This is a genomic window from Nocardia carnea, assembly GCF_029869215.1.
Taxonomy (GTDB): Bacteria; Actinomycetota; Actinomycetes; order Mycobacteriales; family Mycobacteriaceae; genus Nocardia; species Nocardia carnea_B.
Genome location: NZ_JARWPM010000087.1, coordinates 1 through 16,543, shown reverse-complemented (window position 1 = coordinate 16,543; position 16,543 = coordinate 1). Strand labels below are relative to the sequence as shown.

Sequence of the window (16,543 nt, the reverse complement as noted above, 5' to 3'; positions counted from 1 at the left end):
TGTCTGTATGCGGTGCCTGGCAACAGCCTGCATCGCAGGGATGGGTGGAGGGCAGCCCCCGATGGTGTCCACGCCGACACCATGCCGACCGGGCTCATTCCTCCGGTGCATCGGGGAAGGCCTGCTGTTGGTAACCGCCACGCAGCGTGCCCTCGATGTATGCCGCCTTGCAGGCGCGGCGCGCGATCTTCCCGCTGGACGTGCGCGGGATCGAACCCGCCGGCACCAGCAGCAGATCGCGGACGGTCACGCCGTGGCGCTGCGAGATGGCCGCCCGGACCGCATCCGCGATGGGCAGCGGATCGGCCTTACCGGCGCCCGGCCCCCGCTCGGCGACGACGACCAGCTGTTCGGAGGCATCGTCGGCATCGAATTTCAGGCCGGAATGGCTGCCGTGGGCGAACACCTCGGCGGGCAGCTGGTTGGCCGGCACCGAGAACGCCGCGATGAAGCCGGGCCGCAGCGCGCTGCTGGCCTCCTGCGCGGAGAATTCGAGATCCTGCGGGTAGTGGTTGCGGCCGTCCACGATCACCAGGTCCTTCACCCGGCCGGTGATGTAGAGCTCGCCGTCGAAGTACACGCCGTAGTCGCCGGTGCGCATCCAGTTGGCATCCGCGGCCGCGCCCTCGGCGTGGCTGCCCTCGGGCAGTCGCTCGGCAATCTTGTTGCGGAACGTCGCGTTGGTCTCGTCTTCGCGGCCCCAGTACCCGATACCCATGTTGTTGCCGTGCAGCCAGATCTCACCGACGTGCCCGTCGGGCTGCTCGCGGGGCGCGGAATCGATCGATTCGGGATCGACGATCACGGCCCATTGCGAGCGGGCGACATAACCGCAGCTCACCTGCGCGATCGCATTCGGGGCGCCCGGTTCGACCTTCACCATGCGGCCGGCGTTGAGTTCGTGCCGGTCGACGTAGGTGACCTTGGCCTCGTCCTCGGATTTGGTCGCCGAGACGAACAGCGTCGCCTCGGCCATGCCGTAGCACGGTTTGATGGCGGTCTTCGGCAGGCCGTACGGGGCGAACGCGTCGTTGAACTTCTTCATCGACGAGGTGGTCACCGGTTCGCTACCGTTGATCAGGCCGATCACATTGGACAGGTCCAGCGATTCGCCGTTCTTCGGCAGACCACGTACCGCCGCATGCTCGAAGGCGAAGTTCGGGGCCGCCGCGAAGGTGCCCGCGCCGTCGGAGGCCGCGGCGAGTTCCTTGATCCAGCGGTACGGGCGGCGCACGAACGAGGCCGGCGACATGATGGTGATGAACTTGCCGCCCACGGCGGGCAGGATCACGGTCAGCAGACCCATATCGTGGAACAGCGGGAGCCAGGTGACGCCGCGCGAATTCCAGTCCAGGTTGATCGCGTCGACCATCTGCAGCAGGTTGGTGCCGACGGCGCGGTGGGTGATCTCCACACCGGCCGGGGTGCGGGTGGAGCCCGAGGTGTACTGCAGGTAGGCGATATCGTCCACCGCGATATCCGGGCGCACCCAGCTCTCCCCGACGCTGTCGGGAATGGCGTCCACGGCGATGATGCGCGGCCGCTGCGCGGCGGGCAGCGACCGGAAGAACTGGCGCACCCCCGCCGCGGACGAGCTGGCAGTGAGGATGGCCGACGGTTCGCAGTCGCCGAGCACCGCGTGCAACCGGTCGGTATGGCCGGGCTCGTCGGGATCGAACAGCGGCACCGCGATGGTGCCCGCGTAGATGGCGGCGAAGAAGGAGATCACATAGTCCAGCCCCTGCGGTGCGAGTACCGCCACCCGGTCACCGGGTTTGGTGACCTGCTGCAGTCGCCCGGCCACCGCGCGCAGCCGGACCCCGAACTGTTGCCACGTGAGCTCGTGTACCTCACCATCGCGTTCGCGCGAATAATCGATGTAGCGGTACGCCAAGGTGTTCGCGTCGTTGCGGGTGTGCATCTCGACGTGGTCGACCAGGGTGCGATCATCGGGAATAGTGATATTCCCGTTCTCGTCCAGGTAGTCGTCGAAAGTCTCGTCCATTCCTTCTTCTCCTCCGAGGCGCACGCGGCAACGGCACGATAACCGTTATTCAGTGTGTGGGCCCCGACTCGCATTCGCCGCGGTGCTCCCGGAACGGGAACTGTTCACCCGCGGCTTCTGGGGTGCGGTCTGCGCGGTGACCGCTATCGGCTAGATGGTCTCAAACCAGAGACATGTTACAGAGATGAGCTTCTCACTCCTCCCGGAGCAGGGGAATCACCGGTGCGAACGCGTCCATCTGGGTGGGATAGATCCCGATATAGGACATACCCGTGAGCTGACGCACCCGGCGGACCTGCTCCGCGATCTCCTCGAACGTGCCGATCGCCACGTACGGCGAATTCAGCAGTTGCTCGACGGTCAGCTGAACATCGACCTCGAGGTCGGGATGCAGTCCGCGGTCCAGCGCCGACAGCGCCATCTCCGCCGTCTTCTCCCGGTCGTCGGTGATCACGATCGCGGTAATCGCCCAGTTCAGCTCGATCTCGGCGAACCGATCCCCGGCGGCCTCCTTGATCAGATTCACCTTCTCGATGGTCTTCTCGAGAGTGATCCCGGAGAGCAGGCCCTTGCCCTGCGGCGTGGTGACCGGCACCACCGAGATGATGTCGGCGTGCTTGGCGGCCAGCTTCAGCATCCGCGGCCCACCACCACCGGTACACAGCGGCGGGCGCGGACCCTGCCGCGGCCGCGGCGTGCCCTTGATACCGCGGACCTGGTAGTACTTGCCCTCGAAGGTGCACTCCTGCCCACGCAGCAGCACATCGAGGATGGTGAGCGTCTCGTCGAGTTTGGCGAGCCGGATTCCCGGACGGTCGTAGTCCAGCCCGGCGGCGGCGAATTCGTCGGCCTTCCAGCCCGCGCCGATACCCACCTCGAGCCGGCCCTTCGACAGCACATCGATGGTGGCCAGGTCCTTGGCCAGCACCACCGGATGGCGGAACCCGTTGGCCAGCACGGAGGTGCCGAGGCGGATCTTCTCGGTGGCCTGCGAGAGCGCACCGAGAGCGGCGATCGGGCCGATCTGGTCACCGAGATGGTCCGGCACCACGAAGGTGTCGTAGCCGTACTCCTCGGCCTGCTGCGCCGTCTGGATGAACTTGCGGGCGCCGCCTTCCTGCTTGTTCCCCTCGCCCGCGGCCGCGAAGCGGAACTTTCGCAACGGAGTGCCCAGCGCGCTCAACTCATCCACCGGTGCGGCGGCTTCTGTCATGAACTCATGCTCCTGGCTATCGGAGGTCCCTGCGTTTCCCGGCCGGCGCAGGGCCGGGACGCGCGATCACGAGCGCACTTTACAGCGTGCTGCGGGTGAGGGAACACGCTGCGTGCGGTGAATTGTCACAACGCGCCGCCGATACCGGCGGATGGCCGGGAAATCGCGCTCGACCAGGCACAACACTCCGGGCTCGACACGCGGCACCGGCCACCGGTGTCTGGGCCGGTGCGCGGCCGCAGAACCTGACCGCCGCGGCGGCCACGCGCTGGACGCGTAACCCGGCGGTCAGGAATGCGGCGGCGCCGGCGCGCCTTCGACCAGGCCGATCGCCCACTGGGCGGCCCACTGGGTCGCGGTGGTGCCGTTCTCGTCGACGACGAACCCGTGGTAGAGGCTGTGCACCGGATTCCCGACGGCTTGCGCGAGTGTGCCCAGGCTGCCGAGGATATTGGCGGGGCTGAGCGCGTTACGCGGCGCGTCGCAGATCAGGTCGCCCGGCGCACAGATCGTGTACACCCGGTCGGCCAGCTCACCGAAGCCCTCTTTCCGCGGACCGGTCATCGTGATTCCCGGCACGGTCAAACCACCCAGTGCGACCTCCGCGCCGATCCCGGGCGGCGGGGTCCCCACCTGGATCGGCTGTCCCGGACCCGGCTCACCGGACCGGCGGCCGTCCGCGATCAACGTCACCCCGAGTACCCGTTCCGCCGGCACCGGCCCGTTACCCTTACCGATCTGCTCGGCGATATCCCCGGCGATCACCGCGCCCTGCGAGAACCCGGCCAGCACATAGGTGGTGAGCGGGCATTCCTCGTGCCGCTGGGTGAGGAAATCGAAGGTCCGCCGCATGCCCTCGGTACGGGACACGTTGTAGGAGGCCTGGCCGTCCGGCGGGAACGCCACGGGATTGGAGAACTGCGCGACGTAGGGGACGGTGTACACATCCACCCGCTCGGCCGGAAACTGTTCCCGCACCGGGTTGCTGACGTTCAGCATGAGCGAGGCCGGATTCGCCGTCGGGTTGTACGGGTCGTCGTTACTGTTCGACTCCCACGTCCCCGGTACCGAAACCATCTGCACATCCGGGCAGCTCGCCGGCTGACTGGTCGGCTCCTCCCGCCCGGGCCCCGGCCCGGGCGGTTCCGGCTCCCGCAGACAGCCCGCCAGCAGATACCAGAGCAACACCACGATGACGAGCCCGGCCACCCCGAGCGCCAGCAGGGTCAGGCATCCTGCCGACCGCGAACGCCGAGCTCCGCTACGTCCCCTACTCATCGGCAGCCACTAGCAGTAGTGCGCTTTCGCGGTGTTGATGTAGATCTGGCCCGCCTGTTCGACCGGCATCTTCGCCGGATCGAACGTGGCGTCCGATCCGGCCATCGCGGTGACCCAGGTGAGCAGGCTCGCATCCGATTCGCCCTGCGCCACCCCGTTGCACACGTACGCACCGATACTCAGCGCGATATCCGGGCTGGACGGCGTGACGCCCTGTTTCGCCAGCTCGTCGATATAGGTCTGTTCCTTGGCCCCGAGCTGGCCGGTCTCGGTTTCCTGCGGCGGCACCGGCGCGGGACGCTCCGGTTCGGCGGGCGGCTCCTCCGGCGCGGCGGTCTCCTCGGGCGCCGGAGCCGCCTCCGGGGCGGGGCTCTCGGCCTCGGGCGCCGGAGCCGGCGCCGAGCTCGCGGACGGTGCGGCGGCCGGGGTCGACAAGGTCGGGGTGCTGGTCGCGGTCGATTCCTCGTCACCGCAGCCGGCGAGCAGTCCGGCGGCTGCCACGGCCGCCACCACACCGAGCAACGTGCCTCGGGTCCGATACATACATTCCATCCTGTGTTCCGGCGCGCGGGTTGCGCGCATGTCCACGCCCGCCCGCTATCAGGCGCCGCAGACAGTGGGTTGACCGTCGGGTTACCTCGAGGCCCGGCGCGTCTCGCGGGCCGCGACCCCCGAGGGTAATACCAGATCACCCGAGTCCGCCGGGCGGTGTCGATCCACACCGCGATGTTCAGGCTGCACAGACGCTCGCTGCAGGTTCCTCAGCGGGCCCGCCACCTCACCCGGACATGCGCCGAGTCCGGGAAGGCCCGCGGAGGACCCACAACCCCGAACCGAAGGCAATCATGACGGCGACTCCAGCGAAGTATTGGCAGAGTCCATACCCCAAAACCGAACGCAACCACGGCGGCGCCGAGCCCAGCGAAGCACTCGAAGTGCGCACAACCCCAAAGAAACGCAACCACGGCGGCGCCTAGCCCAGCGAAGCACTCGAAGTGCACATAATCCCGAAGAAACGCAACCACGGCGGCGCCGAGTCTTACGAGGCCCTGAGAGGGTTTGGCCCGTCCCGGCTGTCAGCCCGCGGTGCGAAGCCGCCCCGCCGCGCGTGTGGCGCGCGGGCCGCAGGGGCCCACGGGGCCCAAACCCCCGGCGGCGCCGCCGGCGCCGAAAAAAGACCCAGCCAAACCCCGCGCCGCCGGAGGCGGCACCGAAGATACGGAACCCGCTGGGCGGGTAATCCGTTGTCAGACCGTACGAACGTGGGGCTCGTGTCATACAGTGCACAGGGCCCGCAAAGGAGGATGACGCCGTGCGTAACGGGGCAGTGGAAAAAGCCGTGATCGAGGCACTCGACCATGGTTCCCGGCTACAAGCACCCGCCGTCGCCAAATACGTCGCACGTCTGCGGCGGGCACATCCGGAGGAGACGCCCGCGCAGATCATCGCCCGTCTCGAACGCCAGTATCTGCTGGCGGTGACCGGTAGCGGTAGCGCCGTGGGCGCCTCGGCCGCGGTGCCCGGGGTGGGCACGATCGCCGCGCTGGCGGCGGTGAGCGCCGAGACCACTTTCTTCATGGAGGCTTCCGCACTGTTCACTCTCGCCGTGGCCGCGGTGCACGGGGTGAAGCCGGAGGATGCGCCGCAGCGGCGGGCGATGGTGCTGGCCGTGGTCCTCGGGGACAGCGGGATGGAGATCGTGCAGAAGAGCGTCGGTTCCTCGGCCAAGAATTGGGGCACCGTATTCGCGAACAAGATTCCGGGTCTTTCCGGTATGAACGATTCGCTGCTCAAGCGGTTCATCGTCCGGTTCCTCACCAAACGTGCCGCGCTGATGGCCGGCAAGGTGGTGCCCGCCGGGATCGGCGCCGTGATCGGCGGCGTCGGTAACCGGGCCCTCGGTAAGTCGACGATCAACAATGCACGCAAGGCTTTCGGCCCGCCCCCGAATCGTTTCCCCGACGAGATGATCGTGGACGCCGAACTCGCGCCCGCGCCCGAACAGCCCGGTAAGCAAGGCGCACAGTGGGATTCGCAGGCGGGGCTGCCGGATGATGCACCGCTGTCCCCGCCGTCGGCACCCGCGGCGGTACCGACCGAGCCCCGGCAACCGCCGGCCGAGCCCCGATGACACCCGCGATCACGGTCCGCGGCCTGACCAAGCGTTTCCCGGACTTCGCCACCGGCGCCCAGGACGTCTCCTTCGATATCGCGCAGGGCACCTGCGCGGCGCTCGTCGGTCCGCCCGGTGCCGGGAAATCGACGATCATCGCGATCCTGCTGGGCCTGCTGCCACCCACCACCGGATCGGTGACGCTGAGCGGTGGCCGCGGCAGTTCGGCGGTAGGGGCGGTGCTCGCGCCGCGCGGGCTCCATCCGCGCCGGACGGTGCGGGACCATCTGCGGGTGTTCGCGGCGGCCGGCGGCTATCCCGACAGCCGGGTACCGGCCGTGCTGGAGATCACCGGCCTCACCGATCGTGCCCGCGCGGTGCCGGACGATCTGACACCCGGCGAGGAAACCCGCGCCGCGCTGGCCACCGCGTTGCTCGGCGATCCGCGTCTGCTGATTCTCGACGATCCGGGTGCCGGTATGCAGTTGAGCGAAATCTCCTGGTTGCAGGGTTTCCTGCGGCACCACACCCGGCGCGGCGGCACCGTGTTGTTCACCGCGCAGAGCCTGGTCAGCGCGTTGCCGGTGGCCGACCATCTGGTGGTGCTCAGCGCGGGGACGGTCGCCTATCAGGGCAGCCCGGCCCGGTTGCGGCGGCGTAATCCGGACCGGCTCGTGGTGGCGTCGTCGTCGTCGATCGCGGTCGCGACGGCACTGGCGGCGCGCGGTTTCACCGATGCCGTCATCCGGCCCGACGATCAACTGGCCGTGGCGGGTGCCACCGAGGACGATATCGTCGAGGCGGCCCGGGCGGCCCGGGTCCGGCTGGACTCGATCGTGCCCGACCGGATCCATCCCGATCGGGTCCTCGCTTCGCTCACCCATGCCGCCGCGGCCGGCCCGGCCGCTCCCGGTATGCCGCCGTCCACCCACCTGCCGTACGGGGTTTCCCGATGATCGATGTCGTACCGGCGGAACTGATACCGCCCGTACTCTCCGAGTACCGCAAGGCCGTCACGCTGCGCTACACCCGGGTCCTCGCCGGGCTGGCGGTGGCGACGGCGGTCGTGGCGCCTGCGGTGAGCGCGCTCATGGCCGGCCCGCTCGATCCGCGCGGCGAGCCGGTGACCGGCACCGCGACCATCGGGCTCTATCTGGCGTTGCTCGCCGTCGTCCTCGGCTCGGCGGCGTTCGGCGCTGCGGGCGCGGCCGGCGAACATCAGCACGACACCTTGGTGATCACCACCTTGTTCACCGTGGATCGCGACCGCCTGGCCGGGGCGAAGTTCCTGGTCACCGGTCTCGCGGCGCTGGCGGCCGCGCTCGCGGTGGAAATCGTGGCGATGGTGTGCCTGCTGTTGTTCGGGCGGGACAAATTCGAGATCACCGGTTCGTTGTTCGCGGTACTCGGCGGCGGCCTGGTGGCCGCGGTCTGCTGGGCGGTGATCGGCACCGGGATCGGGTTGCTGCTGCGGGCCCCGCTGCTCGCGATCGGCGCTGTCCTCGGATGGCTGCTGATTGCCGAGCCGCTGCTGTGGGTGGTGACCGCGGGCATCGGCATCCCGGGCGCCGCGACCCTGCTGCCCGGTTCCGCCACGCTGAGCACCCTCTTCCCCGGATCCTTCACCGATGCCGATCTCCTGGCCCCGGCACCCGCGGCGATCGTGGTGCTGCTGCTGTGGACCGTGGGCATCAGCGCGTGGAGCTGGTGGTCGCTGCGCCGCGCCGAGCTCTGACCGGCCGGCGACCGGCCCGGTGGGTGCGCTCAGGGCGCGGTAGGCCCTTCCGGCCGAACCCACACCCCAGGGAACAAGACTCTGTCGGTAGGCGTCGTTATGGTCGATGGCAGGTGAGGCGGGGGTAAATCGGGAGGGGCAGATGAGCGAGCCGGGGGCGACGACAGCACGACGTACGGACAGAGCGGGCCGGCCTATGCACCCGATGGAAACGGCATGAGCGGGTCCGATGGCGAGGCGACGGAGCGTAGCCATGAAGGGCCCGTGCCCACGCCCGGTCGGCACGGAAGGCGTGAGCCGGTAGTGCGGCGAGACGACGAAAGCCACACGCTCACGCCCGAGGGCCCCGGCGCGAGCGGGACGGATTCGGAGGCGGCAGCGAACGGTGCCCGCGTGGGCACCTCCGATTGCCGCGAGCCGAGCGCACCGGCCTCGGTACGGATCGCGCGGCGCACCGATGCCGGATGGATCCGCCGGTTGTGGGCGGAGTGCCGGCATTACCGCGGCACGCTGACAGGGATCGCCGCGGCGCTGGTGGCGGGCGCGGCGGCCGAGATCGTGGCACCGTTGCTCACCAAATGGGCCGTGGATTCCGCGACCACCGGCGCCACTCGGGTCATCGGGATCGTCGCCGGGTTGCTGGCCTTGCTCGCCGCCGGCCGTTTCGCCGCCTCCTTCGGGCGGCGGATGCTCGCCGGGAAACTTTCCCTCGACGTTCAGCACGGTCTGCGGCTGCAACTGCTCGGCTCGCTGCAACGCCTCGACGGCGCCGGCCAGGATGCCTTGCGCACCGGCCAGGTCGTCTCCCGCTCCATCACCGATCTGCAGTTGGTGCAGACCCTGCTGGCGATGGCCCCGCTCTCGGGGATGTCGCTACTGCAATTCGTGCTCGCGGCCGCGGTGATGCTGTGGTTGTCCCCGCCGCTGGCCGCGGCCGCGCTGCTGATGGTGCCGCTGGTGATCGCGGTGGTGTACCGGATGCGCCCCCGGTTGCATGCCGCGACCTGGTCGGCCCAGCAGCGGGCGGCCGAGCTGGCCCAGCATGTGGAGGAGACGGTCACCGGGGTCCGGGTCGTGAAGGGTTTCGGCCAGGAAGCCCGCATGGTCGACGTGCTGGAACGGCACGGGCGCCGGTTGTTCGCCGAACGGATGCGCGCCGCGACGATCAATGCCCGCTTCTCCCCCACACTGGCCGCCATACCGCAGGCGGGTCTGGTGGTCGTGATCGCGCTGGGCGGCTGGCTGGCTCTGCAGGGTGCCATCGGCCTCGGCACCTTCCTGGCCTTCAGCGCCTACGTGACAACTATGACCACCACCGCGCGCACCATGGCGTCGGTGGTCATCCTGGCTCAGCTCACCCGCGCCGCGGCCGAACGCGTCTACCAGGTGATCGATGCGGGCCCGGCGGTGGCCGACCCATCCGATCCGGTACCGGTACCCGACGGCCCACTGGGTATCGAGCTCGAGGCGGTGACCTTCGGGTTCGACCCCGGTCAGCCGATCCTGCGCGATCTCGACCTACGGGTGCGCCCCGGCGAAACCGTGGCGATCATCGGTCCGGCGGGGTCCGGGAAGACGACGCTGTCGCTGCTGCTGCCCCGCTTCTACGCGCCGGATTCCGGCCGGATCCGGCTGCTCGGCACCGGCGCTACGCAGCCCGTCGATATCGCCGATACCGCCGCGGCGCAGTTACGCGCGGCCGTCGGTGTGGTGTTCGACGACCCGTTCCTGTTCAGTTCCAGCGTCGCCGCGAATATCGCTCTGGGCCGGCCCGATGCCACCGCTGCCGAGATCCGGGAGGCCGCTCGCCAGGCCGCCGCCGACGAATTCATCGCAGCGCTGCCCGACGGCTACGACACCGTCGTCGGGGAACGCGGTCTCACTCTCTCCGGTGGCCAGCGGCAACGGATCGCACTGGCCCGGGCGCTGCTGGCCCGGCCGCGGATCCTCGTCCTCGACGATGCCACCTCGGCGGTGGACGCGGTCACCGAGGCCGCCATTTTCGGCGCCCTGCCCGACCAGGGGTCCCGGACCACGATCATCCTCGCGCACCGCGAATCCACCCTGGCCCATGCCGACCGGGTGATCCGCCTGCCGGAACCCGCCACGACCGTGGTGAGCGGCCCCGCCGTCGTGGCCGACCGGCTACCGGTCACCCAGTCGACGGACCGGATGGCCGCCGCGGCGAATCTCAGCGAAACGCCCGAGCTTCGCCGCGAGATCGCCCGCCTACCCGCCGCCGACGAACAACCCCGGCTGGACCCGGCCCGGCTGCGCGAACCCGACCCGGGTTTCCGGCTGGCCCGCCTGCTGCATCCGGTGCGTCTGCTGGTTTTGGCCTCGGTCCTGTTATTGGCGCTGGACGCACTCATCGGGATCGGTTTCCCGCCGCTGGTGCGGCACGCCATCGATTCCGGTGTCGCCGGCTCCGACCCGGGCGCTCTGGCCGTCACCGCGCTACTCGGTGCCGGGCTGGTGACGGCCGGATGGGTGGTGGCGTCCGCGACGACCCTGCTCACCTCCCGGACCGGCGAGCGAGTGCTGTACGGACTGCGAGTCCGCAGTTACGCCCATCTGCAACGCCTCGGGCTGGACTACTACGAGCGGGAACTGTCCGGGCGGATCATGACGCGGATGACCACCGATGTCGATGCGCTGTCCACATTCCTGCAGACCGGTGTGTCGACCGCCCTGGTGAGCGCGCTGTCGCTGGCCGGGATCGCGGTCGCCCTGCTCGTGATCGATACCGGGCTCGCTCTGGTGGTGCTGCTGGGTGTCCTCCCGCCGCTGATCATCGCCACGGTGATCTTCCGCCGCGTGTCCTCGGTGGCCTACAGCATCTCCCGGGAACGGGTGTCCACCGTGAACGCCGATTTCCAGGAGAACGTCGCCGGCCTGCGGGCGGTGCAGGCCTACCGGCACGAGCGGCGTTCGGCCCACCGGTTCGCCGAATACTCCGCCGGATACCGGCGCAGCCGGATGCGGGCACAGCGGGCGATCGCGCTGTACTTCGCGTTCATGGCCTCGTGGACCGATCTGGCGCTGGCCCTGGTGGTACTCACCGGTGCGCACGCGGTGGCCTCCGGGGAGACGAGCGCCGGCACGCTCATCGCGTTCGTGCTGTACCTGGAGTTGCTGTTCGGCCCGGTACAGCAGTTGTCGCAGGTATTCGACGGGTATCAGCAGGCCCGGGTGGGGTTGCGGCGGATCGGTGAGCTGCTGCGCACCCCGTCCTCCCTGCGCGCCGACCCGCCCGGCGCCGACCCGATCGCCGGCGGCCTGCGCGGCGACCTGGCGCTCGACGCGGTGCGTTTCAGCTACCCGGCCACCGACCGTCCCGCACTGGACGGCGTGGATCTCGCGGTGGCCCCCGGGCAATCGCTGGCGCTGGTCGGTGCGACCGGGGCCGGGAAATCCACCATCGTCAAGCTGCTGGCCCGGCTCTACGATCTCGCCGATACCGACACGGGCGTGGTCCGCGCGGACGGGGTCGATATCCGCGATTACCGGCTCGACCGGTACCGCTCCCGGCTCGGCATGGTTCCGCAGGAAGCTCACCTGTTCACCGGTGACGTGGCGAGCAACATTGCGTTCGGGAAACCCTCCGCCACCGAATCCGAGATCGCGGACGCCGCCCGGGCGGTGGGCGCGGCGGAGATGATCGCCGGCCTGCCCGGCGGAATGCACCGGCCCGTCGGGGAACGCGGCCGCGGACTCTCCGCGGGGCAACGCCAGCTCATCGCCCTGGCCCGCGCCCAGCTCGTCGACCCCGACATCCTGCTGCTCGACGAGGCCACCGCCACCCTCGATCCCGATACCGAAGAGAAAGTGCTGGCCGCAACCGGTTCCCTCGCTCGCGACCGGACGACCGTGGTCGTCGCGCACCGGCTGGCCACCGCGGCCCGGGCCGATCGCATCGCCGTGATCGCCCACGGGCGGGTCGTGGAAATGGGGACCCACGCGGATCTGCTGGCGGCCGGCGGCGAGTATGCCCGCCTGTGGACAGCCGCGGGTAACGCGGAAGGAATATCCTCGATAGGACACAAGTCGTCAACTATGAGGTCGGGGTAGACCGGTGGTCGGTGACGTGGCCGATGGACACGGGGGCATATCCTCGTCGGAGGGCGTATCGGTACCCATCCACCGATCCCCGGTGCCGGGCACGTCACAAACGTCGCAGCGCGAAGAACGAAATGAGGCGAACACCTGCTGTGAGCAGCTCAAAATCCCAGTTCGGTCAGAACCAGTGGCTGGTCGACGAGATGTATCAGAAGTTCAAACAGGATCCATCCTCGGTCGACGCCAGCTGGCACGAGTTCCTCGCCGACTACACCCCCGAGACCTCCGGTGATTCCGGTAACACCGACCGGTCCGCCACGGCACCGGCGGCCCGCCCGGTGAATTCCGCCCCCGTACCGGCCGAGGCGGCCTCCGTGCAGACCCGCGCGACCGCGCCTTCCGCTCCGGCCAGTGCCGCCACCCCGGCCGCGGCCCCGAAGCCGGCGACGCCCGCCACCACCGCGGCGAAGACCTCCGCGACGGCGCAGCAGCAGCGCGCACCGAAGACCACCCCCGCGCCGACATCGAACGCCGCCCCCACCTCGGGCGCGCCGAAGCCGCCGGCCGCCGAGGAGAAGAAGGTCCTGCGTGGTGCCGCCGCGGCGGTCGCCAAGAACATGTCGGCGTCGCTGACCATCCCGACCGCCACCAGCGTGCGGGCCGTCCCGGCCAAGCTGATGATCGACAACCGGATCGTCATCAACAACCATCTCGCCCGTACCCGCGGCGGCAAGATCTCCTTCACCCATCTGCTCGGTTACGCCATCGTGCAGGCCGTGAAGGCGTTCCCGAACATGAACCGGCATTTCGCCGAGGTCGACGGGAAGCCGAACGCGGTCACCCCCGCGCATACGAACCTGGGCCTGGCCATCGACCTGCCCGGTAAAGACGGGAACCGCTCCCTGGTGGTCGCGGCCATCAAGGGTTGCGAGGAAATGACCTTCGGCCAGTTCCACACCGCCTACGAGGACATCGTCCGCCGCGCCCGCGACGGCAAACTGACCTCGGAGGATTTCAGCGGGGTCACCATCTCGCTGACCAACCCGGGCACCATCGGCACCGTGCACTCCGTACCGCGGTTGATGCAGGGTCAGGGCGCGATCATCGGCGCGGGCGCCATGGAGTACCCGGCCGAGTTCCAGGGTATGAGCGACGAGCGGATCGCCGAGGTCGGCATCGGCAAGCTGATGACCCTCACCTCGACCTACGATCACCGCATCATCCAGGGCGCGGAATCCGGTGATTTCCTGCGCACCATCCACAAGCTGCTCATCGCCGACGAGTTCTACGACGAGATCTTCCACGGCCTGGGTGTGCCGTACGAGCCGATCCGGTGGCGCAAGGATATCCAGGAACGCGGTGTCGACAAGAGCACCCGGGTGCTGGAGATGATCGCGGCCTACCGCAACCGCGGCCATCTGATGGCCGATACCGATCCGCTGCGCCTGGTCAAGGAGAAATTCCGTAGCCACCCCGACCTGGACGTCACCCAGCACGGCCTCACCCTGTGGGATCTCGACCGCGAGTTCAACGTCGGCGGCTTCCACGGCGAAGAGCGGATGAAGCTGCGCGATGTGCTCTCGGTGCTGCGCGAGGCCTACTGCCGCCATGTGGGTGTGGAATACACCCACATCCTGGAACCCGAACAGCTGAAATGGATCCAGGACCGGGTCGAGCAGAAGCATGTGAAGCCGACGGTCGCCCAGCAGAAGTACATCCTGAACCGGCTCAACGCGGCCGAGGCGTTCGAAACCTTCCTGCAGACCAAATACGTCGGGCAGAAGCGGTTCTCGCTGGAGGGCGCCGAATCGGTGATCCCGATGATGGACGCCGTGATCGACCAGTGCGCCGAGCACGGGCTCGACGAGGTCGTGATCGGTATGCCGCACCGCGGCCGGCTCAATGTGCTGGCCAATATCGTCGGCAAACCGTACTCGAAGATCTTCACCGAGTTCGAGGGCAATATGAACCCGGCCGCCACGCACGGCTCGGGCGATGTGAAGTACCACCTCGGTGCGCGCGGCACCTACCTGCAGATGTTCGGCGACAACGAGATCGAGGTCTCGCTGACCGCCAATCCCTCGCATCTGGAAGCGGTCGATCCGGTACTCGAGGGGCTGGTGCGCGCCAAGCAGGATCTGCTGGACAAGGGCGACGGTCCCGAGGGCTTCTCGGTCGTCCCGCTGATGCTGCACGGTGACGCCGCGTTCGCCGGGCAGGGCGTGGTCGCCGAAACCCTGAACCTGTCGGGTCTGCGCGGTTACCGCGTGGGCGGCACCATCCATATCGTGGTGAACAACCAGATCGGCTTCACCACCGCGCCGGAGAACAGCCGCTCCACCGAGTACTCCACCGATATCGCCAAGTTCATCGGCGCCCCGATCTTCCATGTCAACGGCGACGATCCCGAGGCCTGCGACTGGGTCGCCCGTCTCGCGGTCGATTTCCGGCAGAAGTTCCGCAAGGACGTGGTGATCGACCTCATCTGCTACCGCCGCCGCGGTCACAACGAGGGCGACGACCCGTCGATGACCCAGCCGTACATGTACGACGTCATCGACACCAAGCGCAGCGTCCGCAAGAGCTACACCGAAAGCCTGATCGGCCGTGGTGATATCTCGATGAAAGAGGCCGAGGACGCGCTGCGCGACTACCAGGGCCAGTTGGAGCGGGTCTTCAACGAGGTCCGCGAGCTGGAGAAATATCCGCCGGGGCCGAGCGAATCGGTGGAGGACGCCCAGCAGATCCCGTCCACAGTGCTCACCGCCGTGGACAAGTCGGTGCTGCAGCGGATCGGCGACGCGTTCATCAACGTGCCCGACGGTTTCAGTGTGCATCCGCGCGTGCAGCCGGTGCTGGACAAGCGCCGCGAAATGGCCTACGAGGGCAAGGTCGACTGGGCGTTCGCCGAGTTGCTGGCCTTCGGCACGCTGATCGACGAGGGCCGCGCGGTGCGGCTGACCGGTCAGGATTCCCGCCGCGGCACCTTCACCCAGCGGCATGCGGTGATCATCGACCGTAAGACCGCCGCCGAGTACACCCCGCTGCACAACCTCAACAGCGAAAACCCGGGCTGGTTCGCGGTGCACGATTCGGCGCTGAGCGAATTCGCCGCCGTCGGTTTCGAGTACGGCTATTCGCTGGGCAACCCGGACGCGCTGGTGTTGTGGGAGGCGCAGTTCGGCGATTTCGTCAACGGCGCACAGTCGATCATCGACGAGTTCATCTCGTCCGGTGAGGCGAAGTGGGGTCAGCTGTCCGAGGTCGTGCTGCTGTTGCCGCACGGGCACGAGGGTCAGGGTCCCGACCACACCTCCGGCCGGATCGAGCGTTTCCTGCAGTTGTGCGCGGAGGGTTCGATGACGGTCGCGGTGCCGTCCACCCCGGCGAACTACTTCCACCTGCTGCGCCGGCACGCGCTGGACGGTATCCGCCGTCCGCTGATCGTCTTCACCCCGAAGTCGATGCTGCGCAACAAGGCGGTGGTGAGCGATCTGAAGGACTTCACCGAGTCCAAGTTCCGCTCGGTGTTCGACGAGCCCACCTACGAACAGGGCATCGGCGACCGCGCCGCGGTCAAGCGCATCCTGCTGACCAGCGGCAAGCTCTACTACGAGCTGGCCGCCGCCAAGGCCAAGCGCAAGCGTGACGATATCGCCATCGTCCGGGTGGAGCAGCTGTACCCGATGCCGAAGTTCCGGTTGAACGAGGCATTGGAGCGCTACACCAACGCGACCGATATCGCCTGGGTGCAGGAGGAACCGGCGAACCAGGGTGCCTGGCCGTTCTACGGCCTGAACCTGCCGGAACTGCTGCCGCAGCGGCTGGGCCGCCTGCGCCGTATCTCGCGCCGTGCCATGTCGGCCCCGTCCTCGGGTTCGAACAAGGTGCACGCGGTGGAGCAGGCCGAGATCATCGACGAGGCGTTCGAGCCCACCAGCTGACCGGTATCTCGTCCGACCCCCCGGGCGGCCCCCCCCCCCCCCGCGGGGGGGGGCCCGGCGGGCCGGGGGTGGGGGGGGGGCGCCCGGAGAAGACCGGGGGGGGGCAGGTGTGGGGGGGGGGCGGGGGCCCCGCCGCCCCGCGAGCACACCCCCCCGCGCCCCCGCCACAACGCCGGTATCGGCTTCGTGACCGGAT

The 16,543-nt window shown here is 68.8% G+C and carries 9 protein-coding genes; 5 read left to right on the top strand and 4 right to left on the bottom strand.

Features of this window, described 5'->3' with window-relative positions; all coding sequences use genetic code 11:
• Positions 1 to 94: 94 nt before the first annotated feature.
• The 4 genes from fadD32 to QH276_RS04725 all read right to left on the bottom strand — a co-directional run bounded on the left by fadD32 (position 95) and on the right by QH276_RS04725 (position 5,039).
• Positions 95 to 2,005: a long-chain-fatty-acid--AMP ligase FadD32 gene (fadD32, locus tag QH276_RS04740; protein WP_280396657.1), complete on the bottom strand. Its 1,911-nt coding sequence runs from the start codon at positions 2,003 to 2,005 to the stop codon at positions 95 to 97.
• Positions 2,006 to 2,198: 193 nt separating this feature from the next.
• Complete coding sequence (locus QH276_RS04735; protein WP_280396658.1) at positions 2,199 to 3,218, bottom strand: LLM class F420-dependent oxidoreductase; 1,020 nt, start codon at positions 3,216 to 3,218, stop codon at positions 2,199 to 2,201.
• Between the two features lie 288 nt (positions 3,219 to 3,506).
• Positions 3,507 to 4,496, bottom strand: a complete 990-nt coding sequence (locus tag QH276_RS04730) for a cutinase family protein (RefSeq protein ID WP_280406638.1) — start codon at positions 4,494 to 4,496, stop codon at positions 3,507 to 3,509.
• Positions 4,497 to 4,505: 9 nt separating this feature from the next.
• Positions 4,506 to 5,039 (bottom strand): DUF732 domain-containing protein, encoded by a 534-nt coding sequence (locus QH276_RS04725; RefSeq protein ID WP_280396492.1) that lies wholly within the window; start codon positions 5,037 to 5,039, stop codon positions 4,506 to 4,508.
• A 769-nt stretch (positions 5,040 to 5,808) separates the two neighbouring features.
• Between QH276_RS04725 and QH276_RS04720 the strand changes: the two genes are divergently transcribed.
• The 5 genes from QH276_RS04720 to QH276_RS04700 all read left to right on the top strand — a co-directional run bounded on the left by QH276_RS04720 (position 5,809) and on the right by QH276_RS04700 (position 16,347).
• Entirely contained in the window at positions 5,809 to 6,627 is an 819-nt protein-coding gene (locus tag QH276_RS04720; protein ID WP_280400465.1) for a hypothetical protein, read from the top strand.
• Positions 6,624 to 7,565: an ABC transporter ATP-binding protein gene (locus tag QH276_RS04715; protein WP_280400464.1), complete on the top strand. Its 942-nt coding sequence runs from the start codon at positions 6,624 to 6,626 to the stop codon at positions 7,563 to 7,565. The genes QH276_RS04720 and QH276_RS04715 overlap by 4 nt, the downstream gene beginning before the upstream one ends.
• Positions 7,562 to 8,344 carry an ABC transporter permease gene (locus QH276_RS04710; protein WP_280400463.1) on the top strand — a complete coding sequence of 261 codons (783 nt, stop codon included), beginning with the start codon at positions 7,562 to 7,564 and terminating at the stop codon, positions 8,342 to 8,344. The genes QH276_RS04715 and QH276_RS04710 overlap by 4 nt, the downstream gene beginning before the upstream one ends.
• Positions 8,345 to 8,785: 441 nt before the next feature.
• Positions 8,786 to 12,415: an ABC transporter ATP-binding protein gene (locus QH276_RS04705; RefSeq protein ID WP_280400466.1), complete on the top strand. Its 3,630-nt coding sequence runs from the start codon at positions 8,786 to 8,788 to the stop codon at positions 12,413 to 12,415.
• A 140-nt stretch (positions 12,416 to 12,555) separates the two neighbouring features.
• Positions 12,556 to 16,347, top strand: coding sequence for a multifunctional oxoglutarate decarboxylase/oxoglutarate dehydrogenase thiamine pyrophosphate-binding subunit/dihydrolipoyllysine-residue succinyltransferase subunit (locus QH276_RS04700; protein WP_432278681.1), 3,792 nt, complete (start codon positions 12,556 to 12,558; stop codon positions 16,345 to 16,347).
• The last annotated feature ends 196 nt before the right edge of the window (positions 16,348 to 16,543 follow it).